The 24,683-nt window shown below is 40.2% G+C and carries 25 protein-coding genes; 3 read left to right on the plus strand and 22 right to left on the minus strand.

Features of this window, described 5'->3' with window-relative positions:
* Positions 1-41: 41 nt before the first annotated feature.
* The 9 genes from lpdA to CZ382_RS24240 form a co-directional block, all read right to left on the minus strand.
* Positions 42-1,445: a dihydrolipoyl dehydrogenase gene (gene lpdA / locus CZ382_RS12165; RefSeq protein ID WP_088051492.1), complete on the minus strand. Its 1,404-nt coding sequence runs from the start codon at positions 1,443-1,445 to the stop codon at positions 42-44.
* 48 nt (positions 1,446-1,493) lie between these two features.
* On the minus strand, positions 1,494-2,729 hold the full coding sequence (locus CZ382_RS12170; RefSeq protein ID WP_088051493.1) for a dihydrolipoamide acetyltransferase family protein: 1,236 nt from the start codon (positions 2,727-2,729) through the stop codon (positions 1,494-1,496).
* A gap of 12 nt (positions 2,730-2,741) precedes the next feature.
* A complete protein-coding gene (locus CZ382_RS12175; RefSeq protein WP_088051494.1) occupies positions 2,742-3,776 on the minus strand; it encodes an alpha-ketoacid dehydrogenase subunit beta in 1,035 nt (344 codons plus the stop codon).
* Between the two features lie 20 nt (positions 3,777-3,796).
* Positions 3,797-4,762 (minus strand): thiamine pyrophosphate-dependent dehydrogenase E1 component subunit alpha, encoded by a 966-nt coding sequence (locus CZ382_RS12180; protein WP_088051495.1) that lies wholly within the window; start codon positions 4,760-4,762, stop codon positions 3,797-3,799.
* Between the two features lie 183 nt (positions 4,763-4,945).
* Positions 4,946-6,751, minus strand: coding sequence for a sigma-54-dependent Fis family transcriptional regulator (locus CZ382_RS12185; RefSeq protein ID WP_088051496.1), 1,806 nt, complete (start codon positions 6,749-6,751; stop codon positions 4,946-4,948).
* A 185-nt stretch (positions 6,752-6,936) separates the two neighbouring features.
* A complete protein-coding gene (locus tag CZ382_RS12190; protein ID WP_230856125.1) occupies positions 6,937-7,437 on the minus strand; it encodes a YjdJ family protein in 501 nt (166 codons plus the stop codon).
* Between the two features lie 42 nt (positions 7,438-7,479).
* On the minus strand, positions 7,480-7,722 hold the full coding sequence (locus tag CZ382_RS12195) for a hypothetical protein (RefSeq protein ID WP_088051498.1): 243 nt from the start codon (positions 7,720-7,722) through the stop codon (positions 7,480-7,482).
* Between the two features lie 213 nt (positions 7,723-7,935).
* Positions 7,936-8,109: a hypothetical protein gene (locus CZ382_RS24235; RefSeq protein WP_230856126.1), complete on the minus strand. Its 174-nt coding sequence runs from the start codon at positions 8,107-8,109 to the stop codon at positions 7,936-7,938.
* A gap of 41 nt (positions 8,110-8,150) precedes the next feature.
* Positions 8,151-8,369 (minus strand): hypothetical protein, encoded by a 219-nt coding sequence (locus CZ382_RS24240; RefSeq protein WP_235000423.1) that lies wholly within the window; start codon positions 8,367-8,369, stop codon positions 8,151-8,153.
* 195 nt (positions 8,370-8,564) lie between these two features.
* On the opposite strand from CZ382_RS24240, the gene CZ382_RS12205 reads away from it, so the two are divergent.
* Positions 8,565-9,671, plus strand: coding sequence for an N-acetylmuramoyl-L-alanine amidase (locus tag CZ382_RS12205; RefSeq protein ID WP_088051499.1), 1,107 nt, complete (start codon positions 8,565-8,567; stop codon positions 9,669-9,671).
* 68 nt (positions 9,672-9,739) lie between these two features.
* On the opposite strand, the gene CZ382_RS12210 is transcribed toward CZ382_RS12205, so the two are convergent.
* From CZ382_RS12210 to CZ382_RS12250, 9 genes are all read right to left on the minus strand, one after another.
* Positions 9,740-9,958: a hypothetical protein gene (locus tag CZ382_RS12210; protein WP_088051500.1), complete on the minus strand. Its 219-nt coding sequence runs from the start codon at positions 9,956-9,958 to the stop codon at positions 9,740-9,742.
* 270 nt (positions 9,959-10,228) lie between these two features.
* Positions 10,229-10,714, minus strand: a complete 486-nt coding sequence (locus tag CZ382_RS12215; RefSeq protein ID WP_088051501.1) for a DinB family protein — start codon at positions 10,712-10,714, stop codon at positions 10,229-10,231.
* A 196-nt stretch (positions 10,715-10,910) separates the two neighbouring features.
* A complete protein-coding gene (locus CZ382_RS12220) occupies positions 10,911-11,504 on the minus strand; it encodes a GNAT family N-acetyltransferase (protein WP_088051502.1) in 594 nt (197 codons plus the stop codon).
* Between the two features lie 52 nt (positions 11,505-11,556).
* Positions 11,557-12,033 carry a GNAT family N-acetyltransferase gene (locus CZ382_RS12225; RefSeq protein WP_230856129.1) on the minus strand — a complete coding sequence of 159 codons (477 nt, stop codon included), beginning with the start codon at positions 12,031-12,033 and terminating at the stop codon, positions 11,557-11,559.
* Positions 12,026-13,069, minus strand: a complete 1,044-nt coding sequence (locus CZ382_RS12230) for a MerR family transcriptional regulator (protein WP_088051504.1) — start codon at positions 13,067-13,069, stop codon at positions 12,026-12,028. Before CZ382_RS12230 ends, CZ382_RS12225 begins: the two co-directional genes overlap by 8 nt.
* 304 nt (positions 13,070-13,373) lie before the next feature.
* Positions 13,374-13,847: a thioesterase family protein gene (locus CZ382_RS12235; protein ID WP_088051505.1), complete on the minus strand. Its 474-nt coding sequence runs from the start codon at positions 13,845-13,847 to the stop codon at positions 13,374-13,376.
* Between the two features lie 13 nt (positions 13,848-13,860).
* Positions 13,861-14,835, minus strand: coding sequence for a 3-hydroxyacyl-CoA dehydrogenase NAD-binding domain-containing protein (locus CZ382_RS12240; protein WP_088051506.1), 975 nt, complete (start codon positions 14,833-14,835; stop codon positions 13,861-13,863).
* Between the two features lies 1 nt (position 14,836).
* Positions 14,837-15,730, minus strand: coding sequence for a BKACE family enzyme (locus CZ382_RS12245; RefSeq protein WP_088051507.1), 894 nt, complete (start codon positions 15,728-15,730; stop codon positions 14,837-14,839).
* Positions 15,720-16,280, minus strand: coding sequence for a GbsR/MarR family transcriptional regulator (locus CZ382_RS12250; RefSeq protein ID WP_088051508.1), 561 nt, complete (start codon positions 16,278-16,280; stop codon positions 15,720-15,722). The genes CZ382_RS12245 and CZ382_RS12250 overlap by 11 nt, the downstream gene beginning before the upstream one ends.
* A 252-nt stretch (positions 16,281-16,532) precedes the next feature.
* Here CZ382_RS12250 and CZ382_RS12255 point away from each other — a divergent pair, with 252 nt between their 5' ends.
* Positions 16,533-18,173 carry a BCCT family transporter gene (locus CZ382_RS12255; protein WP_088051509.1) on the plus strand — a complete coding sequence of 547 codons (1,641 nt, stop codon included), beginning with the start codon at positions 16,533-16,535 and terminating at the stop codon, positions 18,171-18,173.
* Between the two features lie 34 nt (positions 18,174-18,207).
* Positions 18,208-19,629: a Na+/H+ antiporter NhaC family protein gene (locus CZ382_RS12260; RefSeq protein WP_088051510.1), complete on the plus strand. Its 1,422-nt coding sequence runs from the start codon at positions 18,208-18,210 to the stop codon at positions 19,627-19,629.
* 55 nt (positions 19,630-19,684) lie between these two features.
* Here CZ382_RS12260 and CZ382_RS12265 read toward each other — a convergent pair whose 3' ends face one another.
* From CZ382_RS12265 to CZ382_RS12280, 4 genes are all read right to left on the minus strand, one after another.
* A complete protein-coding gene (locus CZ382_RS12265) occupies positions 19,685-20,263 on the minus strand; it encodes a hypothetical protein (protein ID WP_088051511.1) in 579 nt (192 codons plus the stop codon).
* 9 nt (positions 20,264-20,272) lie between these two features.
* Positions 20,273-21,445: a ParM/StbA family protein gene (locus CZ382_RS12270; protein ID WP_088051512.1), complete on the minus strand. Its 1,173-nt coding sequence runs from the start codon at positions 21,443-21,445 to the stop codon at positions 20,273-20,275.
* Positions 21,446-21,806: 361 nt separating this feature from the next.
* Positions 21,807-22,328 carry a GNAT family N-acetyltransferase gene (locus CZ382_RS12275; protein ID WP_088051513.1) on the minus strand — a complete coding sequence of 174 codons (522 nt, stop codon included), beginning with the start codon at positions 22,326-22,328 and terminating at the stop codon, positions 21,807-21,809.
* 278 nt (positions 22,329-22,606) lie between these two features.
* A complete protein-coding gene (locus CZ382_RS12280) occupies positions 22,607-24,661 on the minus strand; it encodes a catalase (RefSeq protein WP_088051514.1) in 2,055 nt (684 codons plus the stop codon).
* Between the last annotated feature and the right edge of the window lie 22 nt (positions 24,662-24,683).

A 24,683-nucleotide genomic window follows, 5' to 3' on the forward strand; every position in this document is an offset into this window, starting at 1 on the left:
CCAGAGTCATTTAATTCAGACTCATTATTCAGCTGTACCGTTTACATATGAATAGCTTCACCATTTACCGCCAATACTGCCTCTCCAATTACTTCCGATAATGTTGGATGTGGATGGATTGTGTGTCCGAGTTCCCATGGTGTAGCTTCAAGAAATTGCCCAAGTGCTACCTCTGAAATCATGTCTGTTGCGTGTGGTCCGATCATAAATATTCCTAGGATATCATCAGTATCTGCATCGGCAATTATTTTAACAAAACCTTCTGTTGCACCATATACTAATGCTTTGCCGATTCCGCTAAACGGGAATTGACCGACTTTAATTGTGTACCCCCGTTCTTTCGCAACCGCTTCTGTTATACCTATACTTGCAATTTCGGGCGATGTATACGTACAACGGGCAATCTGTTCGTAATTAATTCGGCTTACCTCCTTCTTAAGTATTGTATCCACTGCTGTTATCGCTTCATGTATGGCTACATGTGCCAGCTGTAATGATCCAATACAATCCCCAATGGCATAAATGTTCTTCTCGTCCGTTTGAAATTTGTCATTCACTTTAATGACACGGTTATCCAATTTTATGTTTGTATTGCTCAAACCAATACCATTAGTTACAGCATCTCTGCCTACTGATACCAAGATTTTTTCGGCTTTAAACGTTTTCCCTTCGCCGTCGATATTTGCGGCAATTTCAACCCCACTTGCCGTTGTTTTGTAACTGGTTGCATCTACTTGGGCAGAGGTAACGATCTTTACTTTTTTACTTTTATATAGTTTTAACAACTCGTTTGAGATCGCTTCATCCTCTGTTGGCAATATCCTTGGACTATATTCCAAAACGGTTACATCAACGCCAAAATCATGAAGCATGGAGGCCCATTCCATACCTATAACACCACCGCCGACAATTAGTATCGATTTCGGTAATGTTGTTAGCGATAGTATCCCATTAGAAGATAGTACATTTTGTTCATCAAATGCCAAACCAGGTAAAGCCCTGGGTTGCGAACCAGTTGCAATAATCACATTTTTTGCTTGAAGTACTTTTTGCTTTCCATCGGATAAATTTACAGTTAGTCTCTTATTCGATTTTAAATAGCCTGTCCCTTCATATACATCTATTTTCCCTTTAGCCATCAGACCCTTTATCCCAGCTTCCAGTTGGCTGACTATTTGTGTTTTGCGCTTTTGAGCCTTTTGAAAATTTAAGGATATGCTACTTTCGACATCTATTCCAAAACTGTCTGCCTTTTTAAATGTTGCTAGTACTTCAGCAGTTCTAAGCAGTGCTTTACTAGGTATACAGCCTCTATGAAGACAGGTTCCACCAAGTTTGTCCTTTTCAATGACGGCTACTGTCTGTTTGTTTTGTGCTGATTTAATAGCAGCTACATATCCTCCCGTGCCACCGCCAAGAATAACTACATCATATCTTTCAACCATTTGATTATTTCCTCCTATTTGCCTGCTTTAGCGAATAAAATACACGATTTACAATACTAACAAATAAGGATTTTCGAGATAATATACGATCCTGCTTAAAAACGCTGCAGCAGGTGCGCCATCTAAAACTCGGTGATCGAATGTCAAGCTTAAAGGTAATTTTTTGACAGAAATGACTTTTTCCTCTTCTAATTTAAGTTCGTCCACAAAAGTACCCACGCCAAGAATACCGCTTTCTGGCGTATTTAAAATTGGTGTAAAATACTCGACACCTTGGTTTCCCAGGTTTGTAATGGTAAATGTAGAACCCGATAGTTCATTATTCGTACCGTTTCTGGCTTTCTCTGTTACAGTTTGGATGGACTTTGCTAAATCGCCCAGGGGCAGACGCTCTGCATGTTTAACAACAGGTACAACGAGACCTTCTTCCAAAGCAGTCGCAATACCTAAATCTACTTCATCGTATTGGTGTAATTTATTATCAATAAGGTGTGTATTCATTAAAGGATTATCTTTTAAGCTTAGTGTGACTGCTCTGGCTAGTAATACCGTTAATGTTAACTTTAGATCCAAATCGTTTTCACGAGCTTCTTGCCGCAACTTTTTCTGAAAGTCCAGTAATCGATTAATATCTGCTTTACGATGTAATGTAAGCTGTGCTGTAGCAGTTAGACTTTCATGCATTCTATTTGCTATGGTACTTCGCATTTGTGACATGTTCGCTATATTCGCATCACTAGCTGTGCTTTGTTTTTGATCTGTTTGTTCGATTGGTTGTACGGCTGCTTTTTTAGCGGCTTGTTCAATATCACGTCTTGTAATACGGCTATTTGGACCTGTTCCTGTAACTTGAAGCGTGTCCACCCCAAGCGCTTTTGCTTTTTTACGCGCAGCAGGTGAAATACGCAGCCTTTTTTTCGAACTGTCACCCACCTGTTGATCAGGTTGACCCGCGGCAGATGCTGGTGTCTTTTGTTGTTTAACTTGTTCCCCGTCGTCTTCATGTATCTGTTCGGAAGCGGAAGTAATAGTATCAACCTTTTCTCCCTTTTCACCAATAATACCAATAACTTCACCAACAGATGCTTCGTCGTCAACCTCTTTTTTAATCTCTAGTAAGATGCCGCTTGCCGGTGCCTCCACTTCATTTGTCAATTTTTCCGAACTGATTGTGACAACCCCTTCACCTTCCGTAATAGGATCACCGGGGTTTTTTAACCATTCGACAACTGTTCCTTCTGTCATCGTCATACCCAATTTAGGCATTACAATTGATGTCGCCATGTTTTTACCCTCCTAATATCTTGCTAACGTTAATTCGCCAACTACTTCTTCAGCAACTTTTACAACTTTATTAGCAGTTGGGATGTATAATTTTTCCAAATTTGCTGCAAATGGTACTGGTGAATGTGGAGCCGTAATCATTTTTATCGGTGCATCCAAGGAGTCGAAACCTTTATTAGCAACTAATGATGAAATATCAGTTGCAATACTGCAGCGCGGGTTGGCTTCATCAACAATTAGTAAACGTCCGGTTTTATCTACTGATTGTAAAATCGTTTTTTCATCAAGCGGGGATAAAGATCTTGGGTCAATAATCTCTGCTTCGAGACCCTGTTCAGCTAATTTGCTTGCTGCATCCATTGCCACATGCACCATTTTACCAATAGCTACAATGGTTAAATCCTCTCCATTGCGCTTTATATCAGCTTTTCCAAGCGAAATTGTATAATGACCTTCCGGGACTTCACCTTTCATGCTATATAAGGTCTTATCTTCAAAAAATACAACAATGTCATCGTCCTCAATCGCAGATAATAATAGTCCTTTTGCGTCGTACGGGTTTGACGGTACAACTACCTTAAGACCCGGCATAGCGGTAAACATTCCATATAATGATTGTGAATGTTGGGCGGCAGCTCCGGCACCTGCTCCGTGATTGGTGCGAATCGTTAATGGTACTTTTGCTTTGCCTCCAAACATATATCGAATTTTTGCTCCTTGGTTCATTACTTCATCTAAACAGCTTCCAATAAAGTCATTAAACATTAATTCAGAAATTGGCCGTAATCCCGTTACCGCTGCAGTCACTGCTGCACCCATATAACCAGCTTCAGCGATAGGCATGTCGATTACTCGTTTGCGTCCGTATTTATTACCTAATCCTTGTGTTACGCCAAAAACTCCACCCCAAGCTTCCTCATCTTGCAAATGATCCACGGTCGCTCCGCCCGCAACATCTTCCCCGATAAGAACTACTTTATCGTCTTTTTCCATAGCGATATCCATCGCTTCATTGATTGCTTGTGAAAACGTGATTTTTCGTGCCATTGTATACCACCCCATTTAAATTATTTGTACTGAACATAAACATTTTCCGTTAACGTGTCTGGTGAAGGCTCGTTACTGTTTTCAGCAAATGCAACTGCAGCTTCAACCGCTTTATGAGCGTTATCTTTAATTTCTGAGATATCCGTTTTCGTTAATAAGCTTTTTTTCAAAGCGTATTGTTCAAATTTATCAATACAATCAACTTCAACCGGCCAATTTTCACTGTCTGACTCAGACTTATAAGCTTGATTGTCACCTTCAAAGTGACCATAAGTTCGATAAGTAATCGCTTCAATTAAAGTGGGCCCTTCACCGTTGCGGGCTCTTTCAACTGCTTCCTCGGCTGCTTGATATACATCAACTAAATTGCTTCCATCTACTCGAATGCCTGGAATATCATAGCTGGCAGCACGATCAGCAATTGTCTTCGCTGAAGTTGCATATTCGAATGGTGTGGCTTCACCAAAACCATTATTTTCTGCTACAAAAATGACGGGTAGTTTTAAGGCAGCGGCGATATTTATCCCTTCATGAAACGTGCCATGGTTATTCGCACCATCACCGAAGAAACATACGGCAACTCCTCCAGTTTCCCGGACATAAGCGGTTAGTCCAGCCCCTGCTGCTAATGGGAATCCACCACCTACAATACCATTGGCTCCCAACATGCCCACCCCCAAATCGGCAATGTGCATGGAACCGCCTTTTCCATTGCACAGACCTGTCTCTTTGCCGAAAATTTCAGCCATCATTCCATTTAGATCACAGCCTTTGGCGATACAATGGCCATGACCGCGATGCGTACTAGTAATATAATCGTTGTCACTTAGATGTGCACATACTCCCACTGCAATCGCTTCCTCACCTGCATACAAATGAACAAATCCTGGTATAGACCCAGTTGAAAAAATTTTACGAACTTTTTCTTCAAAGTTTCTAATTTCGTTCATTTTGGTATAGATCCAGTACGCTTTTTGCTTATCCATTTCATAATCCTCCTTGAAATTTTAATTTATTTTCCACTCACTAAACATATTTGCAAGTAATATGCCAACTTTTAGAAACACCAAAATAATAGCGCTTTCAGTTGAGTAGATATTTTTAACAGCAAAAAAAGAGAAACAATATTCTCAAATTGTCTCTCTTTGTTTCAAATTGTATCAATTATATTAAAGGTTATATCTTTTCATTTTTCGGTATAATGTACTGCGAGAAATTCTTAATTCTTTAGCAGCTTGGGGGACGTTTCCATTGTTGTTTGTTAATGCTTGCTGGATGTTATTATATTCCAATTGTTCTCGAAAATCTGCAAACGTTTCACCGGAATCACTTTGATTAAATTGATCCCAAGAACTCATGAGCTCATGAAGGTCTTTATCTGTAGGTGTTATATCTGAGAATAAAATATTGCATCGTTCAAGTGCGTTATGCAGTTCGCGAATGTTACCTGACCATGATCCTTTTGTGAAAATAGTTTCCAGTTTGTTTAGCCAGCCCGGATACCAATTTGTCCTGCGACAATAATCCTTTATTAGTGCTTTTATATCTTCCTTTCTTTCTCTTAATGGAGGGACAGTAATTGGAAAAACATATATTCTGTAAAATAAATCTTCTCGCATTTTTCCTTGCTGTACAAGTTTTCTAATATCAACATTCGCTGCAGAAATGATACGTACATTAACCTTAATTGAATGATCTCCGCCAATACGTGTAAGTTCTTTTTGTTGAAGAACCCGAAGTAATGCAACTTGCATGGATTCGGACATATCCCCAATTTCATCTAAAAACAATGTACCGCCATCAGCCATTTCCAGTTTTCCTTTATACCCTTTTTTACTTGCACCAGTGAATGCGCCTGGTTCGTAGCCAAATAATTCGCTTTCCAGAAGTTGTTCAGGAATTGCTCCACAATTAAGCGAAACATACGGTCCATCAGCTCTGCTACTATTTTCATGTATTGCTTGCGCTACAAGTTCTTTTCCTGTTCCTGTTTCACCGTAAATGTGGACAGCTGCATTTGTAGGAGCAACTTTTCTCACAGCTTCCAGCACTTTTTGAAATGATTTACTGGTTCCTGTTACACCTTGAAAATAGACAGACGATGCTTCTTCCTCCTCTGCCATATCGATTGGAATACGATAGCCAATGACCCTGTTACCAGTTGTAATGGGAATATCTATTTCACATAACTTTACTTCTTCCCTAAATTTTTTTAAGGGCTCACCAATATATTTGTGGTAGCTCGGGAGCAATTCTCTAGGTAATGAATAAACAATGTGATCAGAAGTACAAACAACGGAATGGGGGTCTAAGCTATATTTATTTTTCATTAAAAGTTCAATATCTTCTTGAATTTTATTTCTCCAATTAAGCGAAATAGAGTCTGCTGCTAACTTTACTGAAGCCAAAACGTAATTATGGTTAATAGAAGGGTACAAGCTGGAAATATTTAATATGCCAAGTAGATTTTTATTATGATCCAAAATAGGTGAGGCTGAACAATTCCACATTTGGGAAGCGACAGCAAAATGTTCAAATCCCCTAATTGCAAATGACTTTATAAATCGTTGTGCTAGACCGATTGCATTGGAACCAACTTCTGCTTCATCCCATTTAGCTCCTTCATAAAACTGTATTCCGTTTGCTTCCTGTTTAACAGAGCGGTCTCCATTGCTTCGTAAAATATAACCATCTTTGTCCGTTAATACGGTTATAAATTTCCAACCTCTTAAAAATCGACCCAATTTATTGATGTGTGGTTCTGCTAAATCGATTAATAATTGGTTTTTCTTTAACCTTTGTTTCAAGTCATTTTCATCTAAAATACGGTCCGCTACACCATTGAAGGGATTAACACCCTGTTGTCTGCAAAGTTTCCATGAATCAATAAGCTCATTTGGCATATTATTTTCTTCTATGCAGCCATCGTTAATAAAGGATCGCCAATTTTCTTTTGATACAGGTTTAATTGCCAATATTATCACTACCCTCCATTTATGATTAAAGAAATATATTCAACATAGAAAGGTCCAAGGTATCATTTGGTTTTAGACTTAAATGCAGGCTGATAATGTTAGTTTTGTAAAATATTTGCATTTTCTGTTTTATCACAAACAAGGTATACGAATTCCCTTAACAGCAAAATTAAATCAGAACATATTCATAGATTAATTAATGATTTTTGTACAAAGTTTTTTAACCTCCTAAACACCCGAAATTGAAAAACAAATGCAAATACGAGACATACAATTCCACTTGTTACCAAAAGCATCGTAAAAATATAACCGCCTGTTGTAGGTGAATTCGAAATCAAACTGCCTGATAACAACAACAAAACCCCTATTATTGATATAAAAAGAACAATTTTTTTACGGCTACGTTTTAACAGCATATACCCTGATAAAAGGACTAAGTAAAGAAAACTGACCATCATTAGAACTGGAAATAAAGGCTGGAATTTCCCTGCATAGACAAAGAAATCGAGCTGTGAAATATCATTTTGCTGTTCGACTTCACCATGTAACAGTTGTGAAAATGGTGTGGAGTATTTCCACTCCCAAGGATTACTCAGGATTCCGCTTCCTTCATACCAAGCGGCACCTGTGGAAAACAAGAGAAACATAACGGCAATACATAACTGTATACTGTATCTAACTCGCAATTTCATCACCTCATTAAAAAGTCACGAATGAGCCGCCAAAAATTATCCCCTTTTTCTCCACGGAAATTTTTGCGACAGTAAATATGCTATTGTTGCCGCTAAAAATATGGTCACCCAATGTATCACAGAAAATGTGCCAAATTCCACCTTATCACCGCTTAGTCTATCCTGGGCTGTCAAAGACAAATCAGGAGTATATGCTGCTGTAATTACCATTCCTGACACAATCTCAAAAATAACATATAACAATGCAAAACTAATGATGAACACAACGTATTTTTTCATGTATATCCCCTTTCTTACAGAAAAAAGAGTCTTCGTTCATATTTGGGAATTATTTCCATTTATAATCACCTTTTTTGTAAAGAAGGAGGAGGAACATCACATCCCTAAAACTATTGTAACAAGTCTGAAAAGTTTTAGCACCATTTATCTAATCGTTTAGAAAAGGTTCAACGGCAGTTTTTTCCACAGTACAATAATTATCTTAATGTAGATCTACATACCCCAATCCCGAATCCACATGTCCGGCAGCCTCCTCCCAATCTGCTTTAATGCAACAAAGTATTGTCCCTGGTGAATACCTTCATGCTGAATCGCAGCACCTATTACTTCATCAACTGACAAAAATTCTGAACCCATCCTTATTTTTGCAATCGATACTGTTTCCATTGCTTTGGCCAGATCCTCCTTACTTCGAATTAACTCCCCTGCTAAATCTGATTCATAAGCTTGATATTGCCTGGGAAATGGATAACACCATTCTGTATTCCATCAGTATATACACCTCTTATTCGCACTAAATGCCTAAATAGTTTTCGTAATGTACCCAATTCATCGATAAGCTTTACATCCCACTTATCTTCCGGGATATCCAGTGCTAGCTGATTCGACATACCGGCGGCGTAAACAAAACCATTAGCATTCATCATTCCACCCCCATGTATAAAAAATTTCACCAACTCTATTCAATACTATTCGTTAACAATCTAGCAAATTCCTGCAAAATCGAATGTTCGTTCTCTAGTACATTTGGATGATTTTGGGTAAAATGGGTTTACTGCTTGATCATATAGGTTATTATTAATTACTAATCTATAAAAATTCATCAAGAAGGAGGACACATATTGAAGAACATTCGTTTTTTTACTTTTACATTAGGTACTAGTATCTTGCTATTTTTATTCTTGTTTATCCCTGTTGGTCATGCAGAAAGTGGACAAACATATGAAATTGGTGCATCATCATTAAATCTAAGGTCGAGTCCTTCACACAGCTCCGAAATTATTGGTCAGCTAGCGGAAGGTGAACAAATTGTTGCTTTCCAGGAGGCTTTTGGCTGGGTACAAACCTATTTTGATGGAGAGGAAGCTTGGGTAGCTTCACAATTTTTAGTCCCGGTTGATAAGGAAAGCCAAACACAGGCTACTGCCTCATCCGAAATGATAACCGTAACCTCAACAGATGTCCGGGTTCGTACAGGCCCAGGGACAGAATACAGTGTAATTGGTTATACAACAAAAGACGATACATACACGTTACTGGAAACTACCAATAACTGGCATAAGGTAGCACTTGATAATGGAAAAACTGGATGGATTGCAGCCTGGTTGACGAATCCGGTATCATCCCAGGCTGCACCACAAACAGAAACGAACAATTCAGCAGTTGCTGCCGAAGAAACAACCAATGGCTCTTTGGCAGGTTACAATATCGCCATTGACCCAGGGCATGGCGGAAAAGACCCTGGTTCCACTGCTTTTGACGGGTCTTTAGAAAAAGATTACACGTTATCAATTGCATCAACAATTGCCAAAAAGCTGCAAAATGCCGGTGCAACCGTTATTCAAACAAGAACAAGTGATTACTTCGTTTCATTGAAAGACCGGGTTAATCTTAGTGAAAGCCATAATACAAATGCTTTTATCAGCCTTCACTACAATGCCTATCCTATTATGACGGTAAACGGATTTAGCACACATTTTTATTCCAACGGCAACGATCGGATACTGGCACAGGACATTCAAGCAGCTTTAGCAAAATATCTGCCTCTTAAAAGTCGCGGAGTAATGAGAGGCGACTACCATGTCCTACGGGAAAATAGTGATCTGGCTGTGTTAGTAGAGTTAGGCTTTTTAACGAATCCAAACGATTTAGCCGCTATTCAAACAGCTGATTACAAAAACGCAGTCGCTGATGGGATTGTAGAGGGATTAATGGATTATTTTCATTAATTGTAAAAAAGCTGTCCATGAGTGGGCAGCTTTTTTGGTTGTCTTTCATCAAGTTTTCCGGCTCACTTTCATAAAGGTTCCCTTCGGATATTAATGATAAAATTTTCGTTTGACGTATGATATACCATCTCTCCGGGGTTTACACTAAAAAAGGCTTGATTAGCGTCTTCTTTTGCGACCGCTCTTATTGGTGCAACCTCATCAACAATTTTGGGGTTACCTTCTTCATGATAAACCAAGATGGGGACTAATATTAATAAATCCGAATAAGACTTCAAACTTGTCATTGCATAAGGCGCCTCTCCCTATCCATTTCATCGTACTGCGTTTTTATTGTTGGTTTGAAATAAGGTTTGATCAAAAAGCACCTCATAGCGCTCTGTTTTACAGTAATTAAGAAGAATCCATTTTGAAAAAAGTTTGATCAAAATGGATTCAACAACGGCAAATTTCAGTTTGTGTTTATAAAAAAGTTTGATCATTTTCTACGTATGTTGTTCCGCATTCAGCATTCGCGCCTTGATAATGAAACAAAAAATGTCAGTTGTCTTACTATCTCATTTAATGTTAGTTTTCCAGCCTTTTTGTAGTTGTTTTCGGATGTAAACAATTTGTCCAATATGGTAAGCGTTATGCGTGGAGATATTTCCTAATATCCCCCACCACTTTGCAGTCTCTGGGAAACCATTTACTTCACTTTCTACCTTTTCTTCAGTTAATAGATTTTGCCACTGGAGCAGAACCTCTAGGAGGCACTCTTTTAAGTCAGCAAATCTTTTATTTTCCAAGACAATAAAGCTTTTATTATTATCTATTGGTGCAACAGCATTCACATGTGATTTTTCGTACCTCTTTTGCCATGTCTCATTCCAATAAAGTAGATGTTGCACAATTTCAGCGATACTGTTACTATCATCATTGGGTTTCCAAAATGCTTCTTCCTCTGACAAGTTTGCTACTGATTCCGAAAACGGAACGTAAAAGCTAGGGTCGTTCGCATTTGCTAACAACTGATCGGTTAAAACATCTTTAGCATGGGACATATCAGTTACACTCCCTTTTAATTATATATTTTCTATTTCGACGCTCTTCTGAATTCCCCTGCTTTATCCCGATCGCTGAATTTATGGAATCTAGAGTATCAGCATAATTTTATCAAACCTTATTATAAATTATCGATCTTTATTTCAAATTATCAATCTATATTATAAATTATCAAACTTTATTTAAAAGCAACATTTATTTATCCAGCCTTTTCTCAAAACAATTACAGTCATGAACCCGGCTAAATTTCCCTTTCACCATTTCTTTCTCTTTTCCAGTATAATGGGCAAATGCCTGTACCGGATATAGGCCTGGAACATTACTCGTCAATATTCCGTCTACTTCCTCTCCACCAACAAATACATGCAGGTAGGAGTCCACGTGCTGAAAGTCATTTTTTTCATACCAAGTGTTTACCCAGACATCATCACGTGTCCAAGCCTCCAGATGATTTAAGCCCTTTTCTCTCGCTATTTTCTGAGCTTCTGCTAAAAGCATGTTGCCAATTCCTTTTCGCTGATAGTCCGGGTGTACGGCGATATGCCAGATCATCCCGCCAAGCCCTGTCCCTCGTGAACAAACGGTACCTTCTTTTTGCTCGTATTCAATATCGATTAATCCAATGATTTTGCCATGCTCCACTGCTACAAGTTCAATGGATGGGTTTTCGTATGTCTCCTTTTCTGTTAATACATTATCAAAATAGGCGGTATCAAGAAATGACAGAATTCTACAACGTACCCATCCCTGTTCATCATTGGAGGTATATTCTCTGATCTCCATTGTTATCCCCTTTTGTGTTTTTGATTTATATAACTAATCACAATAGTGAAGCTCAATACTATATCCTCCTACCAAAAACAAACTGTTCTCCCTTCCTCCCCATTACTCGACTACTACGATCGATAAATCCGCTCTTTTTATATACCATTTGCGCGTTTATATTGTTATGATTGACAGCAAGAATAATTTCATCTTTTCCCGGGAAATATTTTTTGACGAAAGCTGGCAGCAACCGCAACGATTGTGTTGCAATACCCCTTCCCTGATAGCGGCTGTCAACCGAATAGGCTCTTAGTAAAATAGCTTTTCGATTATCGCTATAATGCTGCACACCATTCCACCCATGCAATACGAAAAATCCAACCGGAAGATGCTGCGATAGAATAACTACAGGATACATCTCCCCATCATGACCGCATTTTTCGATTGCGTCTATTGGATGTGCAGTATAATTTAAATGGTCCTTTAGCAAGCTATAACGCGCTAAATCTGCTTCATATTTTTGATTATAAAAATCTAAACTAATATCATTCACTATCAATTTTATTCTCCTTATCTTTCACAGCATAAACCATACTTAAAATATTGTTGAATTGATAGGTTTCCACACAATAATTGTTCATCTGAAACCAATCGAGCAGCTTTGATCGATCCGCATAAAACTCATCTTCTATAGCCCCTATTGCCTCGCTGTTTTTCGCCAAATGAAAAGCTTTTATTACCTGCTCACGATGCTGTTTATTTAAAAACATCAAATCAATAATACATAGCTGCCCATTATCTTTCATCACACGATCCATTTCCGCTAAGGCAAGCAGCTTTTCCTCATCCGGGATGTGATGCAGGGCGTAGCTTGTAACTACTCCATCCACCTGATTGTCCAATAATGGGAGTGCGAGAAAATGCCCTTTGCGTGTTTCTATTTCCGGATATTTCTCACTGCACTTTTTCAGCATCTCCTCCGATTGGTCAACGCCAATAACATGGACACCATGTTGCAGAAAACGCGAGCCGAGATTTCCTGTGCCAATCCCAATATCTAAACAGCTTCCCCCATGTTTTAGTTGAACAGTTTTGGCTGCTTTTGCCAATGCACGCTCGTAATCCTGATGAACGTTAAACCGATAACCGTGCATCTTGATGTTTTGATCATAATCAGCTGCCTGATGATCAAAGTTCCATTTATCATTCCAACCTTTTCGGATACTCTTCATGGCTTTTAAATGTTGGGATAACGCATAAATGTTTCCATCATCTGTTTCCAGCATGTTATCAATGGTCTCTATCATATCCTTCATCTCAATCCATTTCTCAAACAAGGCTGAACGCTGCACATTTAAATATTGCCGCATGCTCATATCCGGTTTTTCTAAAATTTTTCGAATATCTTTAACAGGTACGCCAATTTCTCTTAATGCCAAAATCGTACTCAGCCGCATTACATCATGTTCCGTGAATGAACGATAATCGTTTTCCGTAGCTTTTACCGGTGAAATCAAGCCCTTTTCTTCATAAAAACGAATTGTTCTTGGTGTTGTATTCAGTCTTTTTGCAACCTCTTTAATCTGCATGTCAGCAACTCCCTTCCCTTATACTATAAACGTTAACGTTACGGAAAGGTAAAGGGTTTTTTGAACCAAAATTATTAAACTAGATGCAAATTGCAAAAAGTGAGGTTTTACGTCAGGAGGTAACAGCTTGCGGAATTGAATGATACACGAAGGAAATTCTGTTTAACATTATTACATAAATATCATATTTTTACAGTTTAAATAATTTCTCAAACAACTTATCTATTTCAGGCCCTGCCCGATCGATTTGTGTACGACTCTACCCTAAAAGAGACGCTGCCACGAGGCAGCGTCTCCATAATTGTTATTTCTTCCGCCGTATTCCAATTACACGCCCGGCTTCCTTTGGCTTTTCTTTAGGTGTATACGAATCTGCCAGCTCCTTCACTTTAGCAAAAACTTCATCCGGAAATGGTGCTGGTCTTCCTGATGTTTGATCCATTCCCATCAGCATTTGTTCGCTTGTTGCAGCACGTTTTCCGCCCTCTCCGTACAGTTCAAAAAAGACATGGGCGCGTTTTGCATCATAATCAAGCATTTGCAACTGAACTTCAAACGGTTCGTCCAGTTTCATTTCTGCCAAATAACAGACATGACTTTCGAGTGTGAACATCGTGTAGTTTTGCTCTTCACGAAATATATCCTCAATACCAATTAATTTCATGAAACGATCAACACCCCAGCTGAACGCTCGGACATACTCCGCATCGTTCATATGCCCATTATAATCAATCCATTCTTTTCGAACGTGATCCTCAATAATTACTTTCCCTGTCATCCCAATAGCTCCTTTAAAGTTTACCGTTCAAATTTGCGGCAGGCCAGTATTTTTCCAGTAGCTCCTGCAATTCAATTAAAAATTGATCACGTCGCTTTTCCAGATCTTCCATACGAACACCTTCCGTTTGTGCTTCGCAGCCGGTAATGACTTTCTCCGCAAGTTCGTCTGTTAATTCCGGTGCTACAAGCTTTGTCCACGGAAGTTTTAACGCAGGGCCAAATTGTTCAAGCAGGTGTTTCATTCCTGCTTTCCCGCCACCCATATGCAGTGTCAGGAATGGTCCCATCAAAGCCCAGCGCAATCCTGGACCATATACAATCGAAGCATCAACTTCTTCTGTTGTTGCCACACCATCGTTGATAATGTGCAGTGCTTCACGCCAAATTGCTTCCATCAGGCGGTCGGCAATATGTCCTTCAATTTCTTGGCGGACGATCAGTGGCTTCATTCGGCAGGCCGTGTAAAATTCCTCCGCCTTTTTAACAAACGAATTATCTGTAGCCTTTCCTCCGACTAATTCAACTAACGGCATTAAGTAAACCGGGTTAAATGGATGGGCTACAATAACACGTTCAGGGTAAGCCGTACAGTCAGCCTGTAGTGTGCTTGGTAAGATCCCTGAGGTACTGGAGGCGATGACCGCATATTCCGGTGCATATTGATCTATATCGGCAATTACTTTACGCTTCAGCGGCTCACGTTCCGGGACATTTTCTTGAACAAAATCTGCCTGATGTAAGGCTGTCCGAAGATCCTTTTCAAAATGTAAATTGTCCTGCGATGCCTTAGGGGCCAATCCGTACTTTTCCAGCGCCGGCCATGCATGTGCTACCGCTTCCCGCATCCGCATTTCCGCCGACTCATCAGGATCAGTTGCGGTAACGTGATATCCGTTAGCGAGGAAACGAGTAATCCAACCATTGCCGATTACCCCGGTGCCGACGACTGTAATATTTTTTATTGCTGTTGAATCTTGTGCTGTCATATTATTCCTTCTTTCCGTTTGGGTCCTTTAAGTTTAAAAACGCTCGTGCATCTGTCGGTGACATGACGTCTGCACCTAAGCTTTGGATAATACCAACAGCTTTATCGACAAGCTGTTCATTCGTTGCTAATGTACCCTTCTTCAAATAAAGGTTATCTTCTAATCCGACACGGACATTTCCGCCTTGCAAAACAGACTCCGCTACCATTGGCATTTGCATACGGCCAATACCGAATGCGGCCCAAGTGGCATTTTCAGGAACTCTGCTTTTCATATAGGCAAGCGTTTCAGCATCAGCTTCAGCACCCCATGGGATCCCTAAGCAAAATTGAAACATTGGGTCACCATCGATAAGACCTTCCTTTACTAGCTGGTTGGCAAACCGGATATGTCCGGTGTCAAAACATTCCAACTCAGGCTTTACACCTGCCGCTTGAATCAATTTAGCCTGTTCCCGCAGCCAATTGGCAGGACTTATATACACCTGACCCCCAAAATTGACGCTGCCGCAATCCAATGTACAAATCTCTGGAAATAATAGTCCAACCGGTTCATGGCGTTCTTCCGGTGTCTGCATATCTGTTCCGTCCCCGCCCTTAGTCGGATCAGCTTCACTCGGTATCCAGTCACCACCGCCACCTGCTGTAATATTAATAATAACATCGGTATCGGCTTCACGAATGCGCTCTACAGTTTCTTTAAACAGATTTACGTCGTGGCTCAATTTACCTGTTTTCGGATCACGCACATGTAGATGAGCTATTGTTGCACCTGCCTTTGCAGCCTTGATAGCTGAATCGGCAATTTCTTTCGGTGTTACCGGTACGTATGGGCTTTTTTCGGTTGTTTCCCCTGCACCAGTAATGGCACAGGATAGAATAACGTTATTGTTCATGAAGATTTCCTCCTTGATTATTCTTTGGTACATGGTTGAATATTTCGCCGCTTTCGAAAAACGCGGTTAATCGACGAATCCAGTCATAATAATCCATCCATTCACGTATTTCGGCTAAAATTTCGTTTACTTCCTGTTCCTCTTCCTCTGTTAAATCACGCTTATCCTGCAAATACATGAGTTTTGTCTGCAGCTTCTTTTCAAAATGTTTACTCTTATTTATCGCTTTATGCCATGTAGCGGTAAATAAGGATACAAACGTTTGATAGTAATCCTGTTCGACTTGATATAAATCTTTCCTTACCCCTTTTCGGAAAACCCGTTCTGCAATATTCAAATCAATCATTTCACGGACAACCTGACTCATGCGAGTTTTACTCATACCGGTTTCAGCGGACAGTTCATCAAGCGTCATTGGGGCACGCTGCATATAGATAATCCCTAAAACCCGGCCAACACTTGTAGAAACACCGAATGAATTCATATTATCAGCAATTTTATCGATAAACTGCGTCTTAACATCCATTATCTTATCCTGATGATTATCCATAACCCAGACACCCTTTCCTAATGGCAATGTAACATAAGAAAAGTATTTTCCAAAACCCCACATTGAGCAGTATTTTTGAGCAATACCAAGTAAATCAAAGCAAATCTATTGTAAACTTCATAAATAAAAAACTTCACAAACTTTATAAATGACCTTTTATAGTACACGGCTCATTCTTTACCTATTTCCCATTATCATTGTATAACTTAAGCAGATCAAGAAAAGCTATCTAATAAAAGGTGGAAATCTTATATGAAAGCAAAATTAATTGACTGGCCTACTTTTATAGGAGCATTACTATTAATTCTTCTTGTATCCATTCCACTTGTGCTTTTCCCAGAAGAGGGTGGTAAGGTCGTCAATGCTGCCAATGAATTTATGACCGGCAACTTTGGTATTTTATATTTGCTGGTTGGCCTAGCCGCTTTTGCCTTCCTTATATTCGTAGCCTTCAGTAAAAATGGCCATGTTAAGCTTGGAAGCGAAGAGGCAAAAAAGGAATTTGGCACTTTTTCCTGGGCTGCCATGTTATTTGCCGCCGGAATCGGTTCCAGCATACTTTATTGGGGTATGATCGAGTGGGCTTATTATTATCAAGGTCCGCCTTTTGGCATTACTCCCGGATCAAAAGACGCAATTGAATGGGCTTCCTCTTACGGAATGTTTCATTGGGGGCCAATTGCCTGGGCTATCTACACATTACCAGCATTGCCAATCGCTTATTTTTATTATGTGCGAAAAAAGCCGGTACTTAAAATTAGTGAATCGGTCAGACCGGTTCTCGGACGCTATGTAGATGGTCCACTCGGCGTTGTGATCGATGTACTTTTTATGTTCGGATTAATGGGTGGTGCCGGTACAACACTTGCGCTTGGTGCTCCCATGATAGCAGAAGGTGTCCATGATTTAACAGGCGTCCCCATAACGATGGGGTTAAAAGCCGCAATCATCTTTCTCTGTACCATCATCTTTGCTATAAGTGCCTATTCCGGTCTAAACAGAGGAATAAAAGTGTTAAGCGATGTCAATTTGTGGCTGGCCATCTTTATATTGGTGTTTATTTTCCTCTTCGGTCCGACCTTATTTATTAGTGAAACAACCTTTACGAGCATTGGAATGATTGTCGATAATTTTTTCCATATGGCAACATGGCTGGAGCCGTTCGGCAATCTGGCAGGTTTTACGGAGACAGGTTTCCCAGAGTCATGGACCATTTTTTATTGGGCATGGTGGGTGGTTTATGCACCGTTTGTTGGACTGTTTGTTGCCCGAATATCGCGAGGTAGGACGATCAGGGAGATGGTTCTTGGAACGATGATCTATGGAACGTTAGGTTGTATCCTTTTCTTCGGTATTATGGGAAATCTCGGCCTTTATTTACAATTAACCGGGAACTTTGATGTCATCGGTTTTATGAATGAGTATGGTGCCCCTTCAGCCATTATTCAAATTTTGCATCAGCTGCCGATGCCAAACATTATCGTCGCATTGTTCACCATCCTGGCGATTATCTTTTTGGCAACTACTTTCGATTCATCTTCTTATATTCTTGCAGCTGTTGTGCAAAAGGAAGTACAGTCGGAACCATTACGCTGGAACCGGCTATTTTGGGCTTTTACCTTATGCTTGCTTCCGCTCGTATTAATGCTTGTCGGAGGATTAAAAACACTGCAGACAGCGAGTATCGTGGCCGGATTTCCAGTCATTTTTATCATGTTCCTGCTTGCTTGGTCATTCATGAAGGCATCAAACAGCGACATCCAAGAGTCATGCGATTACGAGGAACCGACCATTCATATCAACAGGCGAGAGATTTTGGAACGGATCCGCAAGCGTAATAAAAGACGCTCGGCATTGGAGGCGCTACAGGATAAAAATCTTGATAAAGAATAGTTCGGTAAGATAAAAACAGGAGGAGGGTAGCCGTATGGAACATGCATGGCTATCATTATTACCTTTTCTAATCGTAATTGCAATGTCGATTTGGTTAAAGGAAATTTTGCCTGGTCTTGTACTGGGCATTGTTGTCGGCGCATATTTTGTTGAAGCAAATCTGCTTGGTGGAACGCAGCAATCCGTAAATTATGTCGTAACCACGCTAACCGACGAATCCAATATTAAAATTATTGCCTTTTTGTATTTATTTGGCGGTTTGGTTGGCATGATGAGAATCTCCGGAGGAATAAAAGGTTTTTCCAAATGGGTTGGCGAGAAAATTCATTCGGAGCGGGGACTAATAGGCCTAATTTGGCTAACCCTTCCTTTCACCTTTATGATGCCAATGTTTCGTACAATGATGATCGGCCCTGTAATTAAATCGATTTTAGAAAAAATGAAACTGTCCAAGTCAAAAATCGGGTTTGTTTTGGATGTTTCCACGGAATCCGTTATTGTGCTTTTACCAGTGGCAACAGCCTTTGTTGGTTTCATGATTTCATTAGTTGCTGGCGGCATTCAAAAACATGATTTATCTTTGTCCCCCTATCACATTTTCCTGCAAAGTATCCCATTCAACTTTTTTGCAATTGTGATGCTCGTCATCGGATTAATCGGCATATTTTGGTCCCCCTCCAGAAAGAAAATGGAGGAGAAAAAGGACACGATAACGGAGGACTCTGGACATGATTTTCACGGGATTGGCTTGAAAAAGGAATTATCCATGGTTAAAGCACAGCCCTGGAATTTGATTATACCTCTATTCTTATTGCTCGGTTTAACGTTATTTCTGTTATGGCAAGATGGTACAGCAAAAGGGGCCAAAACCATGTTCAAGGCCTTTTCTATGGCTGACGCTACATTTGTGATGCTCTTAGCGGTCTTTATAACACTTGTTTTAACATTCATTTTTTACATGCTCCGCAGATTAGCACTAGACGAGATTCTTTATCACTTTATTGCTGGAGGAAATCAGCTTATGCAAGCCATCATTCTGCTTATCCTTGTTTGGTCATTATCGTTGGTTGCCGAGGATCTTGGTTTTTCCTATTTTATCAGTTCGACATTAGGCTCGTTTTTACCAGCATTTACGGTTCCGGCAATTTTATTTCTAGTTGGAGCGGTTGTTGCCTATTTCATTGGGTCATCTTGGGGTACATGGGGGTTGTTTATGCCGCTCGGATTTTCCTTGGCCACCGCAACGGGTGCGTCCATCCCTTTAACGGTTGGTGCTGTCTTTGCGAGCGGGGCATTTGGGGCGTTCACCTCACCGCTTGGTGATACAACAATCACAACTGCATCCATTCTTGAGTTACCGCTTGTTGATTATGCCCAGTATAAATTAAAAATGGCCGCAGTTGGAGCTGGGATAGCATGTGCAGGTTATCTTGTGGTTGGGTTGTTTTTTGTTTAACTCTGTACTAACCTTTTAAAAATTCAGGAGCTCTATAAACAGAGCTCCTTGATTGTCATCTATTCATTCGGGAAAAGAAGTCACCGAGCGGATTATCCTCCTCTTCGTCCTCTTTTTCCTCGGATTGTTCGAGAATTGTATGATCGAGGCTATCCATCGTCAAATCACCAAGGTCGTCTTCGTCAAGCTCCATTTGCGGATCAGCTGTTTTACCCACCTCAGGCTCGGAAGCTTCCGAAATGGTAGCCGCGGTCATTTCTTCCTGCAGATATAACGCCTCATCAATATTCGGACTGTTACTGTTCAATGCAGCAAGTATCGATGTTGCTCGCATCGGGTCATTTAATAATTGATACAAAATGCTGCCGATGAGCGCCTCGGAATGTTCGTGCTTGAGCCAGCTTTTTTGCTCTTTTGTTAGCTGTTTAGGGAGCGGGATTGTGATGGTTTCCCGTTCCTTTGCAATTGTTTCATTAACCCCTTTTAACACAAATTGCGCAATCCTGCTGGAAAAATTCCTGCGTTCCGTTTCCTTTAGTCTTTGTAATTGTTTTAATAGATAATCAGGTGTATCAGAAGGGACTCGAAAGGTAATCGATTGTCCCCGTTCTATGCTTTTTTTCGTATCACCCATCATATCACCCTATTTTTCTTTCGTCGCTGCCGCTTCTTCCTTCGCTTTCTGGTTTTCCCTATTGACATAGTCCATAATTAATTTGTAATAAGCATTTGCCATCATCCAGATACTCTCATTTTCATCTTCAAAAAACTCAATATTAAAGCCATCGAGCTTATTGTTTAATGCTTTCAGGTAATCCTTTAATACTGCAGATCCACCGCCGACAAAATAACAAATCTCGGATTGCGAGTTTTTCGCCCAGACATTTCTTAAGAAACGATATTCCTTTTTCGCCAGCTCCAAAAGGATGTGATCGGTAATATCATGTACATTCGTTCTGCTACCCTTGACCATAATGTGGTGCCGATCATTCTTTCTCGTAATAATATCCACAACATCACGACGGCTGTCCAATTCAATGCCATGCTTTTTCCTGATTTCTTCACGGATTGCTTCCAATGACTCTGCAACGCCAAGGTTGAATCCTTGCGCTTTATCATCATCTACGTTGCGATTTCGGATAACAGCGACATCTGTCGATAGCCCACCAATATCTTGAATAAGTATCTGTTTATCAATCAGTTCTTTATTAATCACCTTTAAATCATTATCCATGATCAGATTTACGTAGGCCGCAAAACCTTCTGGATATACTTTTACCTCATCAAATTTAATATTTACCTTCTTCCCTTGATAGCGTGGTGTCACTAGAAACTCCACTTGATGGACAGATCCTAATAATTGTGAACGGTAGCCGACATCTTTCCCTTCTTTTACCTCGCGAAGTGGCAAACCGGTTCCTAATGTATAGGTGGCATCCACTACACTATCCTTCGATTCTTTAAAGGTACCGCTCTCCACTGCGTCAAGTGCGATTGCTGCAAATAGCATTACCAATGTCTGATCCTCTTCCGATTTGCTGCTGCCCGGGTCGAGTTCTGTTGAGTTATCTGTTTTTGTTGCCAGATTTCCTACACGGTATACGACATTATTTTCTTCAAGTGCAGGGGAGTGTACGCGAATATGTAGATTATCAACCGGATCCTTTTCATCCAATTCTTCGATCCCGATAACAGGGCGATCTTCCATGTCCTGTGCAACAACATTTGGAATATATAGCTCATTCTCCAGTTTTCCGAAATTGGCCTTCAATGCATCATTTCCAACATCAACTGCCGCAATTCTCGTTTTTGTCATTTGATTCCCTCCAATATGAAAATGACTTACTCTTACTAGATTAATAGATTTGATAAAAATAATCAATAAGACTTTTAGCTTGTTTTCTTTTTCGTCTACATGTATACAAACATGCACACGTTGATAAAACAACTTTTACACAGAATTGTATACATGCACACGCATTTGCAAACATAAAGAAAACATTTTGTGTACATGCATACAATATTGTGTGCAATATAATTAAATGACAATTCCGGTTACGTGAATTTTTTAAATTCAGCCAAAATAATAATAGAAATCAGTATATACCCACTTTTTGAATAATACTACCGAAATTGTACTCACCAGAAACGAATGAGGTGTAAAGGAGGTAAGATGCTTACATATTTATCCAAAACCGATTGATGACATTGCCAGCTTTATCCGTATAATTTGCAGCTTGTTTCCCGCCATTATTTACTATTGTCTTCCTTGATGCGGTATTCGTTTCATTACAAACAACTAACACCTCATTGATTCCAAGACGCTTTGCTTCCTCTAATGCTAGTGCTAAAAGTCTGGTGGCGTACCCTTTTCGCCGTTCGGACGGGCGTATTCCATACCCTATATGTCCACCTTCATTTCTTAATTTTTCCGTTAATGCATGCCTAATATTTACCGCCCCGATGAGATTATCGTCTTTCACAAGCCAGTAAGTAGAATCAGGAACCCAGCCGTCTGGAAGTCCGATTCCTAATGCAGCTTCTAATAACGATTGAACCATGGCAGCAAAGTCAGTCGGATCCTTTTCAATTACCCAAGGGATCATCGTTTCACCACTTTTAACCCACTCATCATGGAAATCCAAATAAGCCGCTTTAAAATCAACTGTCGGCTGAATCAATCGTACGCCATTAGTCATCAGAATCACTCCATTTTACTAAATTTTAATCAGTTTACCAGCCTTTATAACAAAAATAAAGCCCTCCCCCCGCTACGGGGAAGACTTTTATTCAACAACAATTATTACTTTTTTCTACATCGTTCGTCAACCATCTGCAGGACATCATGGATACTCATCAACCGGAACCCCTCCTTTTTTAGAATCTACCTTTAGTATAAGAAGGGGAGCAACGTTTCTTAACGGCCAACAGCACGATTTTCATTCATGCTTAAGCCTGAAATTTTGCGAAGCGTCTATCACCGTTCATCCACTTCCCGATCCCAATGTCGATGCGCTGCAACCGCAGCAACAAAACGAGCAGTAAAACTACGCATATCCTCATCAACCACAATACCAGGACTATCTGTCATCCCAAATTCCTTCATCCACTGCTTACCTTCCTGAGAAGCAGCAATAGGCTTAAAGTGGGAGAAGGCTTCACGAACAAAGTATTCTGCATTATGTTTAAATTTTTTACCAGAATTGATTCCACCTGCCAAATAAGCTGCATCAAACAGGACTGAATCACCAGTTAAAAAGGTTTCATCTGCATTTATTTCTGTATTGTCCGTTCCTTTAACTATCCCCAGTTTTTCACTAACAACTACTGGATGAGCACCATTTTCTTTCAAAGCAGCCAATACTGCCTGAACAAACGTACCATCAAATCCGTCTGCTAGTAATACAGCAATCTTTCTTGTATCCGGTTTTTTCGTCATATTTTCCTGGCTTAAAGCTTTCGATGTTTTCGTTATAACGGAACCACCACTTTCAGGTGGTACTACGCCAATATTTTCAGCTACGTTTTGTGCCAGCTCCAAATTTACATTTGCAAACATATCAACAACCTGCTGCTGAACAGATTTACTTTTTACCATCCCTAATTCAAAGCTAAACGCATCCTTGATATGCTCCTTTTCCACATTACTCATGCTGTTCCAGAACAAAACCGCCTGGGAAAAGTGGTCTTTAAAACTGTCACTTCGGGCTCTTACTTTATTTCCATCCACTTTCTCCTGATAATGGGCAAAGCCACCCTCTTGTTCATTTGCTGGTTTTGGTGTATTCTTTGCTAACGAATTGTTGTGATAGCTTACCTGCCCATAATTGATGGTTTGCCTGCCATACCCGTCACGCTGGTTATTATGGAAAGGACACACAGGGCGATTGATCGGCAGTTCATGAAAATTTGGACCGCCAAGTCTGATTAACTGTGTATCCGTATAGGAAAATAACCGTCCCTGTAGCAGTGGATCATTTGTAAAATCAATTCCAGGGACAACATTTCCTGGATGAAAGGCGACTTGCTCTGTTTCGGCAAACACATTATCAACATTGCGATTAAGTGTCATTTTACCAATAATTTTTACTGGGACATCCTCCTCCGGCCATAGCTTCGTAGGATCCAAAATATCAAAATCAAATTTAAACTCGTCTGCTTCCTCTATTATCTGTACACCTAATTCAAATTCCGGATAATCACCATTTTCAATCGACTCGTATAAATCAGTACGATGAAAGTCCGGATTCTTGCCATTCAGTTTTTGTGCCTCATCCCAAACAACAGAATGAGCACCAAGCGTTGGCTTCCAATGGAATTTGACAAAATACGCGTTGCCCGTTTCATTCACAAATCGGAATGTATGCACACCAAACCCTTCCATCATACGAAAATTTCTTGGGATAGCACGATCCGACATTGCCCACATAATCATGTGTGCTGACTCCTGATTGTTGGCAACAAAATCCCAAAATGTGTCGTGAGCTGTAGCCGCCTGTGGAATTTCATTATGGGGTTCCGGCTTTACTGCATGTATTAGATCAGGAAATTTTATCGCATCTTGAATAAAGAATACTGGCATATTATTACCTACAAGATCGTAATTCCCTTCTTCCGTATAAAACTTCGTCGCGAAACCGCGTACGTCACGAGCAAGTTCTCCGGAGCCGCGCGAACCGGCCACCGTAGAAAAACGCACAAATACAGGGGTTGTCACGCCCGGTTCCTGTAAAAATTTCGCCTTCGTATACTGCTTCATCGATTCGTAAAGCTTAAACTCCCCATGAGCAGCATAACCACGTGCATGGACAACTCGTTCTGGGATTCGCTCATGGTCAAAATGAGTCATCTTTTCCCGAAAATGAAAGTCCTCCATCAGCGTTGGCCCTCGCTCTCCTGCTTTAAGCGAAAACTCATCCCCCGACACCTTTAAACCCTGATTCGTCGTCATTTTCTTATCTGTATCATCCACACGGAACTGATCGAGCTGCTTTTGCTTACTATTACCGTTAACTCTATCTTCGTTACTCATCTAAGGTACCTCCTTAAAGTTA

It is taken from the genome of Virgibacillus dakarensis, assembly GCF_900155625.1.
Taxonomy (GTDB): Bacteria; Bacillota; Bacilli; order Bacillales; family Amphibacillaceae; genus Lentibacillus_C; species Lentibacillus_C populi.